The 17,342-nt window shown below is 72.7% G+C and carries 15 protein-coding genes; 8 read left to right on the top strand and 7 right to left on the bottom strand.

What is annotated here, in order from left to right; genetic code table 11:
• Both V6M57_RS00105 and V6M57_RS00100 read left to right on the top strand, forming a co-directional pair.
• Positions 1-724, top strand: a 724-nt coding sequence (locus tag V6M57_RS00105; RefSeq protein WP_332812938.1) for a DUF3108 domain-containing protein, incomplete at its 5' end; no start/stop codon positions are given.
• A 101-nt stretch (positions 725-825) separates the two neighbouring features.
• Positions 826-1,098: a BTH_I0359 family protein gene (locus V6M57_RS00100; RefSeq protein WP_332812937.1), complete on the top strand. Its 273-nt coding sequence runs from the start codon at positions 826-828 to the stop codon at positions 1,096-1,098.
• Positions 1,099-1,134: 36 nt separating this feature from the next.
• Here the strand turns inward: V6M57_RS00100 and V6M57_RS00095 are convergent, their stop codons facing one another.
• Positions 1,135-2,190: an AbrB family transcriptional regulator gene (locus V6M57_RS00095; protein ID WP_332812936.1), complete on the bottom strand. Its 1,056-nt coding sequence runs from the start codon at positions 2,188-2,190 to the stop codon at positions 1,135-1,137.
• A 54-nt stretch (positions 2,191-2,244) separates the two neighbouring features.
• On the opposite strand from V6M57_RS00095, the gene V6M57_RS00090 reads away from it, so the two are divergent.
• Positions 2,245-3,012: a ChaN family lipoprotein gene (locus V6M57_RS00090; RefSeq protein ID WP_332812935.1), complete on the top strand. Its 768-nt coding sequence runs from the start codon at positions 2,245-2,247 to the stop codon at positions 3,010-3,012.
• Here V6M57_RS00090 and V6M57_RS00085 read toward each other — a convergent pair.
• Positions 2,996-4,330: an aminotransferase class III-fold pyridoxal phosphate-dependent enzyme gene (locus tag V6M57_RS00085; RefSeq protein ID WP_332812934.1), complete on the bottom strand. Its 1,335-nt coding sequence runs from the start codon at positions 4,328-4,330 to the stop codon at positions 2,996-2,998. The two genes, V6M57_RS00090 and V6M57_RS00085, sit on opposite strands and share 17 nt — an antisense overlap.
• A 63-nt stretch (positions 4,331-4,393) precedes the next feature.
• On the bottom strand, positions 4,394-5,083 hold the full coding sequence (locus V6M57_RS00080) for a DUF4197 domain-containing protein (RefSeq protein WP_332812933.1): 690 nt from the start codon (positions 5,081-5,083) through the stop codon (positions 4,394-4,396).
• A gap of 92 nt (positions 5,084-5,175) precedes the next feature.
• Between V6M57_RS00080 and purU the strand changes: the two genes are divergently transcribed.
• From purU to V6M57_RS00065, 3 genes are all read left to right on the top strand, one after another.
• Positions 5,176-6,024: a formyltetrahydrofolate deformylase gene (gene purU / locus V6M57_RS00075; protein ID WP_332812932.1), complete on the top strand. Its 849-nt coding sequence runs from the start codon at positions 5,176-5,178 to the stop codon at positions 6,022-6,024.
• Between the two features lie 101 nt (positions 6,025-6,125).
• Positions 6,126-6,995 carry a LysR substrate-binding domain-containing protein gene (locus V6M57_RS00070; RefSeq protein ID WP_332812931.1) on the top strand — a complete coding sequence of 290 codons (870 nt, stop codon included), beginning with the start codon at positions 6,126-6,128 and terminating at the stop codon, positions 6,993-6,995.
• Between the two features lie 91 nt (positions 6,996-7,086).
• Complete coding sequence (locus V6M57_RS00065) at positions 7,087-8,580, top strand: FAD-linked oxidase C-terminal domain-containing protein (protein ID WP_332812930.1); 1,494 nt, start codon at positions 7,087-7,089, stop codon at positions 8,578-8,580.
• 46 nt (positions 8,581-8,626) lie between these two features.
• Here the strand turns inward: V6M57_RS00065 and V6M57_RS00060 are convergent, their stop codons facing one another.
• Positions 8,627-12,880: a two-partner secretion domain-containing protein gene (locus V6M57_RS00060; RefSeq protein WP_332812929.1), complete on the bottom strand. Its 4,254-nt coding sequence runs from the start codon at positions 12,878-12,880 to the stop codon at positions 8,627-8,629.
• Between the two features lie 204 nt (positions 12,881-13,084).
• On the opposite strand from V6M57_RS00060, the gene V6M57_RS00055 reads away from it, so the two are divergent.
• On the top strand, positions 13,085-14,035 hold the full coding sequence (locus tag V6M57_RS00055) for a GlcNAc-transferase family protein (RefSeq protein ID WP_332812928.1): 951 nt from the start codon (positions 13,085-13,087) through the stop codon (positions 14,033-14,035).
• Positions 14,036-14,039: 4 nt separating this feature from the next.
• On the opposite strand, the gene V6M57_RS00050 is transcribed toward V6M57_RS00055, so the two are convergent.
• The 3 genes from V6M57_RS00050 to tsaB are packed head-to-tail and all read right to left on the bottom strand — an operon-like array spanning position 14,040 to position 15,966.
• Positions 14,040-14,795, bottom strand: coding sequence for a uracil-DNA glycosylase (locus V6M57_RS00050; RefSeq protein WP_332812939.1), 756 nt, complete (start codon positions 14,793-14,795; stop codon positions 14,040-14,042).
• 2 nt (positions 14,796-14,797) lie between these two features.
• Positions 14,798-15,265: a ribosomal protein S18-alanine N-acetyltransferase gene (gene rimI, locus V6M57_RS00045; protein ID WP_332812927.1), complete on the bottom strand. Its 468-nt coding sequence runs from the start codon at positions 15,263-15,265 to the stop codon at positions 14,798-14,800.
• Positions 15,262-15,966 (bottom strand): tRNA (adenosine(37)-N6)-threonylcarbamoyltransferase complex dimerization subunit type 1 TsaB, encoded by a 705-nt coding sequence (tsaB, locus tag V6M57_RS00040; protein WP_332812926.1) that lies wholly within the window; start codon positions 15,964-15,966, stop codon positions 15,262-15,264. The genes rimI and tsaB overlap by 4 nt, the downstream gene beginning before the upstream one ends.
• A 60-nt stretch (positions 15,967-16,026) precedes the next feature.
• On the opposite strand from tsaB, the gene dacB reads away from it, so the two are divergent.
• Positions 16,027-17,342: D-alanyl-D-alanine carboxypeptidase/D-alanyl-D-alanine endopeptidase (dacB, locus tag V6M57_RS00035; RefSeq protein ID WP_332812925.1), on the top strand; the 1,316-nt coding region annotated here is incomplete at its 3' end.

Below are 17,342 nucleotides of genomic sequence, written 5' to 3'. Positions count from 1 at the left end.
CGCGCCGGCACGCGCGCTGCCGCCGGAGATCGCTGCGCCGGCCACCCCCTCCGCCGGCCCGCCGGCCGGCGCCGCGCCCCTGGCGATCGTGCTGCCCGCGCCCGCGCGCTGGCGCTACACCGTCACGGCGCGCCGGCGCGGGCAGACGGTGGCCGGCGAGGCCGAACTCGACTGGCGGCACGACGGCCGCTCCTACGAGGCGGTGCTGCGGGTCACTGCGCCGCCGCTGCCGGCGCGCACCCAGCGCAGCAGCGGCGAACTCGGCCCCGAAGGGCTGGCCCCCTTGCGCTTTTCCGAGCGCCTGCGCGGCGAGCAGGCGACCCACTTCGACCGCGGCCGCGGGCGCATCGTCTTCAGCGGCAACCAGCCGGAGGCCCCGCTGCCGCCGGGCGCGCAGGACCGATTGAGCGTGCTGCTGCAGCTGGCGGCGCTGGTCGCCGGCGACCCCGCCCGCTTCGTGCCGGGCGCGACCGTGACGCTGGCGACGGCCACCACGCGCGAGGCCGGCGACTGGCCGTTCCGCGTCGAAGGGGCCGAGGAACTGGCGCTGCCGGCGGGGCGGCTCACGGCGCTGAAGCTGGTACGCGCGCCCCGGCACGAATACGACGTGCGGCTGGAAGTCTGGCTGGTCCCCGGGCGGGACTACGGACCCGTGCGCCTGCGTCTGACAGCCCCCCATGGCGATTGGCTCGACCTGCAGGGGTCCGGCACCGACAAAGGCTGAGGCAGGCATTGCCTACTCTGGGTCCGAAGCCAACCCAGTGGCCTGGGTCATCTTGAAAGCGGCCCGGGCGTTGATATCTGGAGCGCAAAGGATCCAGCACCATGCAGATGCTCTATGACTCCGACTCCTTCGTCGTCGTGCACATGCAGGCGAACGAAGCCGCCGAAGGCGAGCCGCCGCCGCGCACGGTGCGCCACGGCTTCGAGATCGTCGACAAGCGCACCAACAAGGAGGTGTACCTCGACGGCACCTGGGCCGATGCGTTCCAGCGCCAGATCAACGCCTGGCAGCTCAACACGCCCACCCAGGAAGAGGTCGAGGAAACGCTCGACGGCTACGCGGAGCTGGCCCAGAACCCGCTCGTGATGCACTGAGGCGCCGACCCGGCGCCACGCCTTCGCCTTGGCTGCTCAGCGCAGCCATCCCCAGCGGTGCAGGGGTTCCACCAGCAGCAGCACCGCCACCAGCCGGCACACCTGGAACGCAGTCACCACCGGCACCCCCAGTTGCAGGGCCTTGGCCGTGATCGCCATCTCGGCGATGCCGCCGGGCGAGGTGCCCAGCACCAGCGTGGCCGCGTGCAGGCCCGTGCCCCAGGCCAGCAGGGCGGCAAAGCCGGCACACAGGCCAATCATCCCCAGCGTCCCCAAGGCCACGGCCGCCAGCCAGCCGGGCGCCGTGCGCACGAATTCGGCGCGGAAGCGCACGCCCAGGCTGACACCGATCAGCAGCTGGGCGGCATTGACCAGCGGTTGCGGCATCGCCGACAGCTCGATGCCGGCCATGGTCGGCGCCATCGCGGCCAGCAGCGCGCCTATGAACCAGGGATTGGCCCGGCCGGTCTGCGCGAGCAGCCAGGCGCCGGCTGCGGTGACCGGCAGCAGCAGCGCCAGGCCGCCGGGACGCACCTCGCGGGGACCCGGCAGCGACGGATCCAGGCCGTGCAGCCCGAGCCAGCTGAAGGCGAACGGCAGCACCAGCGTGACGATCAGCAGCCGCAGGCTGTGCGCCGCCGCCACCAGGTCGGTACGGGCGCCGGCGCGTTCGGCCAGCAGGGTCATCTCGGAGGCGCCGCCGACCGCCCCGGCGAAGTAGCTGGTGGCGCGCCGCTGCGCCGCACTGCCCGGCAAGCGGTCGCGCAGCGCGCGCTGCAGCCAGCGGCCGAACAGCCAACCCAGCAGCAACGCCCAGGCGATCGCCAGCACGATGGCCCACCACAACTGCGCCACCAGCGCCGTCACCTGCGGCGTGAAGTACAGGCCCAGCGCGGCGCCGATCGCCCACTGGCCGAAATTGCGCAGCGGCGTCCAGCTCTGCGTGGGCGCGCCCAGCACCGAGGCCAGCGCGGTGGCGATCAGCGGCCCCAGCATCCAGGGCAGCGGCGTGCGCAGCCACTTGCACGCCAGCGCCGCCGCCAGCGCGAGGGCCAGGGTGCCGGCGACGCGGGCAGGAAACGGGGACTTCATCGGCAAGCAGGCGGCGCGCGACCGCCGGTGGCGGGGGCCGCTTAGTATCCGCCGATGCATCCCTTGCTCGCCTTCGCCGCGCTGACGCTGTCCTTGCAGCTGGCCGGCTGCGGCAGCGCCCCGCCGCGCGCCGAGGACCTGCAGGGTGCCGACGTGGTGCTGCTCGGCGAGCTCCACGACGAGGCCAGCCACCAGCGGCTCCACCGCGACGTGGTGCAGGCCCTCGCGTCGCGCGGCCGGCTCGCCGCGCTGGCGCTGGAGATGGCCGAGCGGGGCCGGAGCACGGCCGGCCTGCCGCGCGACGCGGACGAAGGCACTGTGCGCCAGGCGCTGAACTGGGACCCGAAGGCCTGGCCCTGGCCGCCCTATGCTCCCGCGGTGATGGCGGCGGTCGGCGCCGGCGTGCCGGTGCTCGGCGCCAACCTGCCGCCGGGCGAGATGCGGGCCGCCGTGTCGGATGCTTCGCTCGAGCGCACGCTGGACGACGCAGCGGTGGCGGCGCAGCACGAAGCGATCCGCGCCGGGCACTGCGACCTGCTGCCCCAGCGCCAGCTGCTGCCCATGGTGCGCGTGCAGATCGCGCGAGACCGGGCGATGGCACAGACGGTGATGGAGGCGACGCAGCCCGGCAAGGCCGTGGTGCTGCTGAGCGGGGCGGGGCATGCCGATCTGGCGCTCGGCGTACCGCGCCACCTGCCGGCGTCGCTGGTGGTCAGGCCGGTGCTGCTGGAGCGGCCGGCCGGCGCAGCGGCCAGGGACTACTGCGCCGAGCTGCGGCAGCAGCTGCGGCGCGACCGGGATGGCCTCAGGCGTGCGCCTTGATCGAGTCGGCCAGCGTGTTCACCAGCTGGTCGATGTGCGACTTCTCCACCACGTACGGCGGCGCGATCACCAGCACGTCGCCGGCCGGGCGCACCAGCGAGCCCTTGCGGAAGCAGTCCAGGAAGATGTCGAAGGCGCGCTTGCCGGGCGTGCCGGCGATCGGCGCCAGCTCGACCGCGGCGGCCAGCCCCAGGCTGCGGATGCCGATCACGTTGGGCAGGCCCTTGAGGGTGCCGTGGAACGCGTCGCCCAGCACCTGGCCCATTTCGCCGGCACGGGCGAACAGGTTCTCCTGCTGGTACAGCTGCAGCGTGGCGATGGCGGCCGCGCACGCGACCGGGTGGCCAGAATAGGTGTAGCCGTGGAAGAACTCGACCACGTGCTCGGCCGCGTCGGTCTTCATCATCTGCTCGTACAGCTTGTCGCGGCAGATCACGCCGCCCAGCGGGATCACGCCGTTGGTGACGCACTTGGCGAAGTTCAGCATGTCCGGCACCACGCCGTAGAAGTCGGCGGCGAAGTTGGTGCCCAGGCGGCCGAAGCCGGTGATCACCTCGTCGAAGATCAGCAGGATGCCGTGCTTGTCGCAGATCTCGCGCAGGCGCTGCAGGTAGCCCTTGGGCGGCAGGTACCAGCCGGCCGACCCGGCGACCGGCTCGACGATGATGGCGGCGACGTTGCTCGGGTCGTGCAAGGGCAGGATGCGCTGCTCCAGGTCCAGCAGCGGGTCTTCCTTCCACTCGGGCTCCCGGTTGTGGATGAACGCGTGGTTCACCGGGTCGTGGATGAAGCGCATGTGGTCCACGCGCGGCAGCAGCGAGGTGCCGAACACCTTGCGGTTGGCGGCGATGCCGCCCACGCTCATGCCGCCGAAGCCGACGCCGTGGTAGCCCTTCTCGCGGCCGATGAACAGGTTGCGATGGCCTTCGCCGCGGGCGCGGTGGTAGGCCAGCGCCACCTTCAGCGCGGTGTCGGCGGCTTCCGAGCCGGAGTTGCAGAACAGCACCTTGTTGAGGTCGCCGGGGGCCATCGCCGCGATCATCCCGGCCGCCTGGAAGGCCTTGTCGTTGGACGCCTGGAAGGCGGTGGCGTAGTCCAGCGTGTCCAGCTGCTGCTTGATCGCCTCGTTGATGGGCTTGCGGTTGTGGCCGGCGCCCACACACCACAGGCTGGAGATGCCGTCGATCACCCGGCGGCCGTCATGGGTGGTGAAGTGCATGCCGTCGGCGCCGACGAACACGCGCGGGTCCTTGCGGAATTGACGGTTGGGCGTGAAGGGCAACCACTGGTTGTCCATGTTGAAGTCGTTGTAGGCCATGACAGCTCCTTGGGTTGCGAAGCGCAATTGTGCGACGGCCGGCCCCCCGGCCGCCTGCGGGAATCAGCGGAGGGCGCCGAACACCCGGGACAGGATCGAACTGCCGGTGCCGACCGGGTCGCGGCGGATCTTCTTCTCCTCCTCGCCGATCACCAGGTACAGACCGTCCAGCGCCTTGCGGGTGACGTAGTGGTCGATGCTGGCGTCCTCCTGCCGGACCAGCCCGAAGCCGGCGGCCTTGGCGGCCACGCGGTCGTACTTGGCCGCCAGGCCCACGCGCGAGGTGGCCTTCCTCACCACCGGCAGGAACTGGCCCGAGAGCGGCTCGCGCGTCTTGCCGGCAAAGAACTCCGTCACCGAGGTGTCGCCCCCGGCGAGGATGCCCTTGGCATCGCCGACGGACATGTTCTTGACGGCGTTCACCAGCAGGTTCCGGGCCAGCGGCACCGCGTTCTCGGCGGCGCGGTTCATCGCCACCTCCAGCTCTTCCACCTGCTGCCGCCGCCCCAGCGCCTTGAGCAGGCTGGACGCGTCCTGCAGGGCGCCGGGCAGCGGGATGCGCACCTGGGGGTTGCCCAGGAAGCCATCCGGCACGCCCAGCAGGCGCACGGCAGCGAGCGCGCCGGTCTCCAGCGCCACCCTCAGGCCGCGGCCGGCATCGGCATCGCTGAGCGCGCCCAGGCCGCCCGCGTGCGCCGCGGGCCAGGCGAGGGAACTCGAGGCGGCGGCTAGGACGATCGTGCGGCGGTGCATGGCGGGCTGGTGGGTGGGGCGGAGCGGCCATCATGCCTTGGCCCTGCCGCCGGGCCAACCCCAGGGCCTTTGCGACAATGGCGGGTTCGACCATGAAGCACGCCTACATCCTCACCCTGTCCTGTCCCGACCGCACCGGCATCGTCCACGCCGTCTCCGGCTTCCTGCTGGAGCGCGGCGGCAACATCGAGGAGGCGGCCCAGTACAACGACCCGGCGACCGGCCTGTTCTTCATGCGGGTGCAGTTCGCCTGTGCCCAGCACACCTTCGAGGACCTGAAGTCGCAGCTGCAGTTCTTCGCCGAGCCGCTGCGGATCAGCTGGAAGCTGCACGCCGTGCACGAGCCCATGCGCACCGTGATCCTGGTCAGCAAGGAAGGGCACTGCCTGAACGACCTGCTGTTCCGCTGGAAGAGCGGCCTGCTGCGGCTGGACATCGCGGCCATCATCTCCAACCACCGCGACTTCTACCAGCTGGCGGCCAGCTACAACGTGCCGTTCCACCACGTGCCGGTCGCGGCCGCCAACAAGGCCCAGGCCGAGGCGCGCCAGTACGAGATCGTCGAATCCGAGCGGGCCGAACTGATCGTGCTGGCGCGCTACATGCAGATCCTGTCGGACGAGCTGTGCGGCAAGCTGGCCGGCCGGGCGATCAACATCCACCACAGCTTCCTGCCCAGCTTCAAGGGCGCCAAGCCCTACTACCAGGCGCACGAGCGCGGCGTGAAGCTGATCGGCGCGACCGCCCACTACGTGACCGCCGAGCTGGACGAAGGGCCGATCATCGAGCAGGACGTGGCCCGGGTGGACCACGCGCACACGGTGGAAGACCTCACCGCGGTCGGCCGCGACACCGAAAGCCAGGTGCTGGCGCGCGCGGTGAAGTGGCACAGCGAGCACCGCGTCCTGCTCAACGGACACAAGACGGTTGTCTTCAAATGATGCGAAGCATCATGCGAGACAACCGTCCCCGCGAAAGCGGGGACCCACGATCGACACCGCGTTCATTCGTGGATGCCGGGTCAAGCCCGGCGTGACAACCCATGCCGCCCCGCATCCCGCCCATCCAGTGCCTCCTGACCTTCGAGGCGCTGGCGCGCCTGCGCTCGGTCACGCAGGCGGCCGACGAGCTGTGCGTCACGCCCAGCGCCGTGAGCCACCGGGTGCGGCAACTGGAGCAGATCCTGGGCGCCAAGCTGTTCGGCCGCTCCGATTTCTCGCTGACCACCGAAGGCAGCGAGTACCTGGCGCACGTGCGCGAGGGGCTGGCCAGCCTGGAGCGCTTCCCGGGACGCGACGCCGCCCAGGGCAAGCGCAAGCTGCGCGTGGCGGTGACGCCGACCTTCGCCCGCTCGATCCTGATGCCGCGGCTGCGCAGCTTTGCCGAGGCCTATCCCGAGATCGACCTGACGCTGCAGGTGTCCATCCCGCTGCTGGACGTGGTGGCCGAGGACGCCAACCTCACCATCCGGTTCGGCACCGGCCGCTATGCCGACGTCGAGCACCTGTGCCTGCTGACCGACGAAGTCACGCCGCTGGCCTCGCCCGCCTTCCTGCGCGAGCACGGGCCGTTCGACACCATCGACGACCTGCTGGGCGCCCGCCTGCTGAAAAGCCCGCTGGAGCCCTGGCGCACCTGGTTCCTGGCGCACGGCATCGATGCGCCCGAGCCCGCCGAAGGCTCGTCCTTCAACGACATCGGCCTGATGTGCGACGCCGCCGCGCAGGGCCTGGGCATCGCGCTGGTGCGCCTGAAACTGGGCCAGCCCTGGCTGGAGGACGGACGGCTGGCGCGCCTGTGCGAGCGCAACGTGCCCAGCCCGCACGCCCATTACCTGTGCTGGCGCACCGGCGCCATGGACCGCTGGGAGTGCGCCGCCTTCGCCGACTGGCTGAAGAAGAGCCTGGCCTGAAGCCGCGGCCGGCCACGCCTTGAAGGGCGCCGCCGCGGCCCGTGAATAATCTTCAGCGCACGCCCGGCCGGCGTGGGTTACGGTACCGCGCATGAACGCTCCGCTCGATCCTTCCGTGCTGTCGCAGGCTTCGCTGCTGGACAAGGTGCTGCCCGCGCTGCAGGCGGTGCTGCCCGCCCATGCGCTGCTGTGGCATGCCGAGGACACCACTCCTTATGAGTGCGACGGGCTAACCGCCTACCGGCAGCGGCCGCTGGCGGTGGCGCTGCCGGAGACCGAGGAGCAGGTGCAGGGCGTGCTGCGCGCCTGCCATGCGCTGGGCGTGCCGGTGGTGGCACGCGGCGCCGGCACCGGCCTGTCCGGCGGTGCCATGCCGCACCGGGGCGGGGTCACGCTGTCGCTGGCGAAATTCAACCGCATCCTGGCGGTCGATCCGGCCAGCCGCACCGCCCGCGTGCAGTGCGGCGTGCGCAACCTGGCGATCAGCGAGGCAGCCGCCGCGCACGGCCTGTACTACGCGCCCGACCCGTCCAGCCAGATCGCCTGCACCATCGGCGGCAACGTGGCCGAGAACTCCGGCGGCGTGCACTGCCTGAAGTACGGGCTGACCGTGCACAACGTGCTGCGGGTGCGCGGCTTCACGGCCGACGGCGAGCCGGTGGTGTTCGGCAGCGAGGCGCTGGATGCGCCCGGCTACGACCTGCTGGCCGCCGTGATCGGCAGCGAGGGCATGCTGGCGGTGGCGCTCGAAGTCACCGTCCGGCTGATCCCCAGGCCCCTGCTGGCGCGCTGCATCATGGCCAGCTTCGACGACGTGCGAAAGGCCGGCGACGCGGTGGCGGCGGTGATCGCCGCCGGCATCATTCCGGCCGGCCTGGAGATGATGGACAAGCCCATGACCGCCGCGGTCGAGGACTTCGTCCGCGCCGGCTACGACCTCACGGCCGAGGCCATCCTGCTGTGCGAGAGCGACGGCACGCCCGAGGAGGTGGAGGAAGAGATCGCCCGCATGGAGCAGGTGCTGCGGGCCGCCGGCGCCACCGCGATCACGGTCAGCCGCGACGAGGCCGAGCGCCTGCGCTTCTGGAGCGGGCGCAAGAACGCCTTCCCGGCGTCCGGCCGCATCAGCCCCGACTACATGTGCATGGACTCGACCATCCCGAGGAAGCGCCTGGCCGACATCCTGCTGGCGATCCAGGACATGGAGAAGAAGTACGGGCTGCGCTGCGCCAACGTGTTCCATGCCGGCGACGGCAACCTGCACCCGCTGATCCTGTTCGACGCCAACGACGCCGACCAGCTGCGCCGCTGCGAGCTGTTCGGCGCCGAGATCCTGGAGACCAGCGTGGCCATGGGCGGCACCGTCACGGGCGAGCACGGCGTCGGGGTGGAGAAACTCAACTCCATGTGCGTGCAGTTCAGCCCCGCCGAGATGGAGCAGATGCGCGCCCTGAAGCGCGCGTTCGACCCCGCCGGGCTGCTCAACCCCGGCAAGGTGGTGCCGACGCTGAACCGCTGCGCCGAGTACGGCAAGATGCTGGTGCGCGGTGGCCGGCTGGCGCACCCGGACCTGCCGCGCTACTGAGCTTCCGGGCTCGGGGGCGAGCGCCGGCCCCGCCCGCAGCCGCCGGTCAGCCCGGCTTGCAGGCGCTGTCGGTCACGACGATGTCGGCGCTGCCTTCCGGCTGGCCCTCGTCCTCGTCCTGCGGCAGGGTCGCGATGGCGTTGTTCTGGCTTTCGGTGACCACCTGCTGGATCTGCTCCAGCGACACGCCCGGCAGCACCTCCTGGATGGCCGCGACCAGGCCCTCGCCGATCGGCGAGGAGGTCGACGGCGCGGCCGTGAAGCCGGGCACCGGCACGAGGGTGCCCCCCACGTTCATCCGGATCTGCGACACCAGCTCGGGCGGCCCGGAGATCAGCGAGAACTGGCCGCTTGCCGAGGCCGCGCTGATCAGTTCGTAGGCATCGGTCGGCGCCGTCGAGGCCGACACGAGTTGCGTGGCGCCCGCGACCAGCAGGCTGCTGGACGGCGCCGCCACTGCCGCGATCGATGCCAGCTGCAGCTGGCCGTCGAGCGTCGCGTTCCCCTGCACCGCCAGCTGGTCGTAGGTGACGCCCGGCTGGTAGGGCAGCGGATTGGCCGCGATGTCCATCAGCAGCACGCCGGTGGACTGCTGCGTGTAGTTGCCCGCCACCCGCAGCGCGCCGATCGCGCCGGTGCCGCCCGGTGCGACCGTGCCGGCATTGACCAGGTCGCCAGCGATCGTCCCCGACCCCGTGACGGTCCCTCCCGCGCCGTTCACCAGGGCGACGCCGCCGGCCGTGAAGGTCTCGCTGTAGTGGTCGTAGTGGCCCAGCTCCACCGAGCTGCCGCCGGCGAGGTGGAGGCTGCCATTGTTGACCAGGCTCTGGGTGGTCATCACGCGCGCGCCCGACGCCACCGTGACGGCGCCGTCGTTGGTCCATTGGGCGTCGATCCGCAGCTCGGCCGGCGCCGACTGGGTCGTGACGAGCTGGACGGCCATCGGCCCCTCGGTGGGCGACGGCTCGGCGTACGGCATGCTGGAGGGCACGACGATGCCGGCCGGTGCGAAGGCCCGGAAGCTGCCCCAGGCGTCGCCCATGCTGCCCGAGCGGGCCGGGTCGATCGCGTAGGTGAAGTCGTCGAAGGCCTCGCCGGCCGCGCCGGCGCCGGCATGGAAGTCGCCGGCCAGCGTCAGCGCCGACGCCGCTCCGGATAGGGCGATCTGGACGGCGCCGCCGTTGCCGCCCTGGCCACCCAGCCCGGTGCCGCCGGCATAGCCGCCTTCGCCCCCGGAAGCATCCAGCTGGGCCAGCAGCGTGCTGCTGGCGGCGGCACTGACCTGGATCGAGCCGCCCTGGCCACCCTGGCCGCCGCGCGCGCCCGCGCCGGTCCCGTCGGTGTAGCCGCCGGCGCCGCCGCGGGCGTGCAGCGAGTCGTAGCCGCTGGTCATCTGCACCCCGCCGCCCTGAGCCACGACCTGGATGCGTCCGCCCGCGCCACCGGCGCCCCCCAGGACGCTGCTGTCGCCGCCGCCGCCGCCTTCCGCGTCGACCCAGGTCTGCGTCAGGTCGAACTGGCCGGTGCGCTGGACCAGCCGCACGTCGCCGCCCGCGCCACCGGCGCCGCCTGCGGCGTTGCCGCCGCTGCCGCCGCTGCCGCCCTCGGCGTAGATGTCCATCAGGTTGAGCCGGCCACCCTCGATGTCGACGACGCCGCCGCGGCCCCCGGCCGATCCGCTGGTCCAGGCGTAGCCGCCCGCCACGTCGATGTAATTGAGGTTCACGTCGCCCGCCGCCCGGACGCGCACCGTTCCCCCTTGGCCGCCCGGTGCCGCCATGCCGTCGCCGCCACTGCCGCCGTACGCCCCGATGCTGCCGGCGACCGACACGCTGCCGGCAGTCGACTGGAGGCTCACGGTTCCACCGGAAGCCGCTGCGGTGCCGAAGCTGCCCGCGCCGCCCCCCTCTGCGTAGATGGAGCCAGACAGCGCGATGTCGCCGGTCGCGCTGATGCTGATGTTGCCGCCGGCTCCTGGAGCGGATTCGCCCCAACCGGCGCCGTAGCTGTCGACGGACCCGCCACTGATGCTGCCGCCGGCCGTGATGTTCACCGGGCCGCCGGACATGCGCATCGAGCCATCGCCGGAAGCGTCCACGTAGGTGAAACGCAGATTGCCTGCAGCCGACAGATTGGCGCTGGCGCCCCGCAGGTCTCGGTCCACCAGCAGGTCGCCGCCGAGCGCAGCCAGCTCGATCGCACCGCTGGCCCACAGGCCGGAGCCGGTGCCCAGGTCGAGCGGACCGGATTTCTGCACGACGCGCAGGTTGCGGCCGTTGAACCCGAAGGAGCCGGTCGTGGCGAACGACCGGGTGACCTCCAGGTCCGTGTTGTTGTAGAGATCGAAGCTGCCGGTGTTGGTCAGGTGGGCCACCCGGAAGGCGCCCTCGGACAGGCTGACCTGGCCGGCGTTGTTGAATGTCCCCAGCGCACCGGCGCCGCCGATACCCCCGTTGGGCCCGGCCCAGCCATCCAGGATGCCCAGCGAGCCATTGCTGAAGGTGGCGCCATCCATGCTCAGCAGGCTGTTGAGGTTGAGCGTGACCCCGCCGTCGTTCTGCCAGGTCTTGCCGGCCGGCAGCACGGCCGTCAGGCGGTTGCGGTTGGTGGAATATCCCGCGGTGCTGAACTGCACCTGGGCGCCGCTGTCGGTGCGCACGCCGCCGGCCGCCTCCAGCCGAAGATTCAGCGTCCCCGCGCTTGGCGCCGTGTCGGGCACATCGACCAGAAAGTGCGTTTGCGAGGGGCCCGTGAAGCGGATCTGGCCGTCCGCCTGCAAGGTCAGGTCGGTCGTGCCCGCGCCGGATTTCAGGATGGTCAGTTGACCGTTGGTGGTGTCGAACACGATGTCGCCCGCGCCGGTTCCGAAGCTGCCCAGGGTGGTGACCGTGACCGAGGAGCCGCCGTTGATCGCGCCGACCAGGGTCTGGTCGCTGATGACCGAGTCCGCGGAGGTGGACGGCGCGAAAGTGGGCGCACCGCTGATGTTGCTGTCGGGGGAGCCGGCCCTGATCGTGATGTTGCTTGGGTCGAGCAACCACTGGCCGGCTTGTCCTGCAGCAGCGGATGCATCAACCCGCGCGCCGTTCACGTCGAGGTAGCGCTTGCCCGAGGTCTCGACGAAGCCGCCGTCACCGCCATTGGCGCCGCCCCTGGCCTCGATGCGGCCGTAGGCCCGGGTCGTGTCGTCGGCCCAGACGATTACCGTGCCGCCGTCGCCACGCCCGGTGGCATTGGCGCGCAACTGCGCATCGGCCGCCACGTACGTGACCTGGGCATTCGGCAGGTCGGGGTTGCCGCCCCTGATGTCACCGCCCACGCGGATCAGCCCGCCACCGTTCGTGTTGGAGGTATCGATCGTGGCCCCGGCCATCACGCCCACCGTGCGGCCCAGCACGTCGACCTGCCCGCCGGCGCCGCCCAGCCCTTGCGCCTGCGTGCTGCCGGCCGCCTCGGCATGGTCCGAAGCCTTCAGCACCACCCGGCCGCCCTCGACCGTCGCAGCCTGGGCCTGCACCAGCCCGCTGTGCCGCAGCGTGCCGGCGAACACGCCGACCGCGTCGCCGCGCAAGGTGCCCAGGTTCAGCGCCTGGTCGCCCGGCGCCTGCACCTCGAACCGGATGCCTTCCAGGCCGCGGCCGGTCAGCTCCACCTTCTGGCCGGCCGCCAGCACCGTGGCGCCTTCCGGGCTCTGGATCACCGCCTGCGCGCCGGCCTGCACGTCGGTGCCGATCAGCACGACGTCGCCCGTGCGCGCCAGCACCTGGCCGTCCACCCGCAGCGGCCCGGCGGCGCTGCCGTCGCCGAAGCGCAGCCGCCCGGCGATGGCGTCGGCATCGCTCATGCGCAGCGTGGAGGCGGTGAAGCCGGCCGTGTCGACCACCGCGCCGGCGCCGACGGCGATGCCGGCGGGGTTGACCAGCACCAGCCGGCCGTTGGACGACAGCGTGCCGAAGATGGCGCTGGGATCGGGCCCGAGCACGCGGTTGATCGAGGTGCTGGTCACGCCGGGCTGGGCGAAGTGCGTGGTGGTGCCGTTCGGCACGTTGAAGCTCTGCCAGTTGATGGCCGAATGGCTGGTGCCGACGCCGTTGCGGGTGGTGACCAGCAGCGTGCTGCCCTGCTGGCTGAGCGTGGCGCTGCCATGGATGGCCTGGGCTCCAGTGGGCTGGGCGTTCGCCGCCGCGCCGGCGAAGCCGGTGGCCATCGCCAGGGCCAGCACCAGCGGGCGGCGGCCGGCGGCAGTCGGCCGTTGCCTCGGACGGGAGCGGATCGGAGCGGGGATCTGGCTTCGCGACATGGCTGTGCAGCCCTCGTGGGAGTCAATCGGATACCGGGCAACGCAGCACGAAGCGCGGCGCCTGCCGTCGAGTTCGACGGTAGCATACCGTTACATCCTGGACAACCGGGCGAGCGAACGGGCGGCAGCCGGTACCGCGGGCCGGAACACTGCGCCACCTGCCACACGCCCGCCAGGCCTTGCGGCAAGCTCGGGCCCCTCACCATGGGCATCTTCATCAGCATCGCCGCCTACTGCGACCCGGTCCTGGGCTTCACGCTGGCGCGCGCCCGCGCCGCCGCCGCCCGCCCCCAGGACCTGCATTTCGGCGTGCTGGACCAGAGCCCGCAGCCGCCGCCGCCGTCGACTTTCGAGCTGCTGGCTCCTGCGCGCCTGAGCTACCAGCGCATAGCCCCGGTGTTCGCCCGCGGCCCCTGCTGGGCACGTGCGCTGGCCATGGCCCTGTACGACGGCGAGGACTGGTTCCTGCAGCTGGACTCCCACATGGACTTCGAGCCGGGCTGGGACGAGCGGCTGCTGGCGCAGGCGCACGCGCTGGCGCCGGGCCGGCCGGACTTCGTGATCTCGTCCTACCCGAATGCGTTCGGCTTCGAGGACGGGCTGCCGGTGCCGCGCCCGGCCACCGGCAAGGTGCTGGCGCATGTCGTCAAGCCGGGCACCGGCTTCGATCCCGGGCACCCGGTGCTGGCCTTCGAGGCGCAGCCGGTCGACAGCGACCGGCCGGTGCCGGGCTTCCACCTGGGCGCGGGCTGCCTGTTCGCGCCGGGGGCGTTCGCGCTGGCCTTTCCGTACGACCCGGCGCTGTACTTCCATGGCGAGGAGCAGGCACTGGCGCTGCGGCTGTTCACGCATGGCTGGGACATCTTCCACATGCCCGGGCTGCCGGTCTCGCACCTGTACAACGACGGCCGCTCCGGCGTGCCGCCGCGGCCGCTGCACTGGGATGCCGCCCACCAGGCCGGGCGCGACCGGAACTGGTGGGAGCTGGAGCAGCGCTCGCGCGCCCGGCTGGCGGCGCTGGTGGCAGGGCGGCCGCTCGGGGTGTACGGACTGGGCCCGGCCCGCACCCTGGGCGACTACGCCCGCTGGTGCGGCATCGATTACGCGGCGCGCACGCTGTCGCCGCAGGCCTGGCGGCCGCTGGCGCCCCTCTAGCCGCTCAGGGCGCGCCGCCGTCCATCAGGTCGGCCGCCAGGCACAGGTCGGCCCAGGCCTTGGCCTTGTCCGGCAGGTTGCGCAGCAGGTAGGCCGGGTGGTAGGTCACCACCAGCGGCACACCCTGCCAGGCATGCACCCGCCCGCGCAGCCGGCCGATCGGCTCCTGCGACTGCAGCAGGCTCTGCACGGCGAAGCGCCCCATGGCCAGGATCACGCGCGGCTGCACCAGCGCCACCTGGCGGCGCAGGAAGGGCTCGCACCGGGCCACCTCGTCCGGCTGCGGGTTGCGGTTGCCGGGCGGGCGGCACTTGAGCACGTTGGCGATGTAGACGTTGCGCCGCCGGTCCAGCCCGAGGGCGCGCAGCATGTTGTCCAGCAGCTGGCCGGCCGGGCCGACGAAGGGCTCGCCCCGCAGGTCCTCCTGCTCGCCCGGCGCCTCGCCCACCACCATCCAGTCGGCGCGGGCGGGCCCCACGCCCAGCACGGTGTTGCGGCGCGATTCGCACAGGCCGCAGGCGCGGCAGCCGGCCACCGCGGCGGCCAGCGCCTCCCAGTCGAGGGTCGCGATGGCAGCCGTCCGGTCGTCGGTGCCGCTGCCCGCCGGGGCCTCGGCCGGCAGCTCCGGCGGCGCGGCCGCGACGAGGGCGATTTCGGCCTCGGGCGCGGCCGCTGGCGCGGGCCCGTCGTCCCGCCCGGGAGGCAGCAGCCGCAGCCCCATTTCCCGGAGCATGGCCAGGCGGCGCGGATCGAGTTCCAGCGTCACAGCTTCAGGCTCATCACGATCGCGTCCTCGCGGCCACCACCGGCCGCCGGGTAGTAGCGGCGGCGCTCGCCGACCCGCCGGAAGCCGCTGCGCTCGTACAGCCTCTGGGCGCGCACGTTGCCCACCCGCACCTCCAGCCACAGCCATTGGGCGCCCTGGCGGCGGGACCAGAGCGCCAGCGCCTCCAGCATCAGCCGGCCCCAGCCTTGGCCCTGCCAGGCGGGAGCGACCGTGAGGTTGAGCAGGTGGACCTCGTCGACGCCCTTCATCGCGACGAAGTAGCCCAGCACCTGGTCGCCGGCGCACAGCAGCTGCGCCTCGTAGCCCGAGCGCAGCGAATCGGCGAAGTTGCCATGCGTCCAGGGGTGGTCGTAGGCGCTGCGCTCGATCGGCAGCACCTGCGGCAGCCGCGATTCGGTCATCGGCTCGAAGGCGGCCTCGCGGGCTTGCGGCACGGCGCTCATGGCGTCATTCTGGCCCGCGCGCCGGCCTGGGCGCGGCTCGCTTCGCGCTCGGCCGACGTTTGCGCCACCTTGTCACGCACGTACAGGGGCAGGGCCTGCTCGGCGGGGCGGCCCAGGCCCTGCGCCAGCAGCGCCGGCGCCAGCCGCAGCAGGGCCGCTGCGGTGGGCAGCGCCTCCACCTGCGCTGCGGCCGCGGGCAGGCGGTCGCCGTACGGGCCGAAGGCGTTGCCGGCCAGGCAGGGCGCCGTGGCCTGCAGGGCATCGGGCGCGCACAGCCGGATCTCGCCTTCGCGCTGCCAGCGCACCCCGTCGAACCGGTGGCGCGCCGCATAGACCTCGTCCATGCGCGCGTCCAGCACCGCCAGCACGTCGGTGGCGCCGCAGCGCCCGCGCGCGTCCTCCGCCACCGCCATCAGCGTCTCCACCGGCAGCACGGGGACCCCGGCGCCCAGGGCCAGGCCCTGCGCCACCGAGCAGGCGGTGCGCAGTCCGGTGAAGGAACCCGGGCCGCAGCCGAAGGCGATGGCATCGAGCGCGGCCAGGCCGATGCCGGCCTGCGCCAGCAGCTCCATCACGGTCGGGATCAAGGTGGACGAGGCCCTGGCGCCGCCTTCGCCGCGCCGCTCCAGCGGCGCTGCGCCGGCGCGCTGCAGCGCCACGCTCATCGCCTCGGTGCTGGTGTCGAAGGCAAGCAGGTTCACGGTCGGTTCGGGACGGGGCGGGCGGGCAAGCGCAGGATTATCGGCCCCCATAATCGGGCGATGCGCCTCGTGCTGCTCCTGGCCTCCTGGCTGTGTGCCGCAGCGGCGGCCGCGCAGGCGCTGCCGCCCGAGGTCGACGCGGCGCTGGCGCGCGCCCGCCTGCCGCGCGACGCCGTGACGCTGCTGGTGGCCGACGTCGACCCGCGGTCACCACCGCGCCTGGCCCACCGCGCCGAGGTGCCGGTCAACCCGGCCTCGATCGCCAAGCTGGCCACCACCGTCGCCGCGCTGGAGCTGCTCGGGCCGGCCTTCACCTGGACCACGCCGGTCTATGCCGACGCGCCCGTGACCGGTGGCACCCTGCAGGGCAACCTGTATCTGCGCGGCCAGGGCGATCCCACGCTGGTGCTGGAGCGCCTGTGGCTGCTGCTGCGCCGGCTGCGCGCGCTGGGCGTGGACCGCATCGCCGGCGACATCGTGCTGGACCACGGTGCGTTCGAGCTGCCGCCGCACGACGCCGCGGCATTCGATGGCGAGCCGCTGCGACCCTACAACGTGGCCCCCGACGCGCTCCTGCTCAACTACAAGACGGTGGTGCTCACGTTCCTGCCGCAGGCCGACGGCAGCGCGCGGGTGATGGCCGACCCGCCCCTGGCCGGCGTGCAGTGGCCTCGCTCGGTGCCCGTGGCCGGCGGCGGGTGCGGCGACTGGCGCGCCGCCCTGCAGGCCGACTTCAGCGCGCCGCTGCAACCGCTCTTCGCCGGCGCCTACCCGTCCGCCTGCGGCGAGCGCCGCTGGCCGCTGGCCTTTGCCGATCCGGCCAGCCATGCGGCCCGCCTGGTGGCCGGGCTGTGGCAGGAGATGGGCGGCAGCCTGGGCGGGCAGGTGCGCGACGGCACCGTGCCGGCCGGGCTGGCGCCGCTGTTCGAGCACGCCTCCCCGCCGCTGGCGGAGGTGGTGCGCGACATCAACAAGTTCAGCAACAACGTGATGGCGCAGCAGCTGTTCCTCACGCTCAGCCTGCAGGCCACCGGCCAGGGCAGCCGCGACGCGTCGCGTGCGATCCTGGATACCTGGTGGCGGGAGCGCATCGGCCCGCACCCGCCGCTGTTCGACAACGGCGCCGGCCTGTCGCGCGAGGCCCGCATCAGCGCGGCCCAGCTCGCCCGCCTGCTGCAGCACGCCTGGGCTTCGCCGCTGATGCCCGAGCTGCTGGCCTCGCTGCCGCTATCGGGCAGCGACGGCACCCTGCGCCGGCTGCAGGCGCCGGCCCGCGCCCACCTCAAGAGCGGCAGCCTGCGCGACGTGTTCGGCGTGGCCGGCTACGTGCACGGCGCCGGTGGGCGCCGCTGGGTGGTGGTGGCGATCGCCAACCA

This window comes from Ramlibacter sp. (genome assembly GCF_036676645.1).
Lineage (GTDB): Bacteria > Pseudomonadota > Gammaproteobacteria > Burkholderiales > Burkholderiaceae_C > Ramlibacter.
This window is presented reverse-complemented; position numbering and strand designations above follow the sequence as displayed.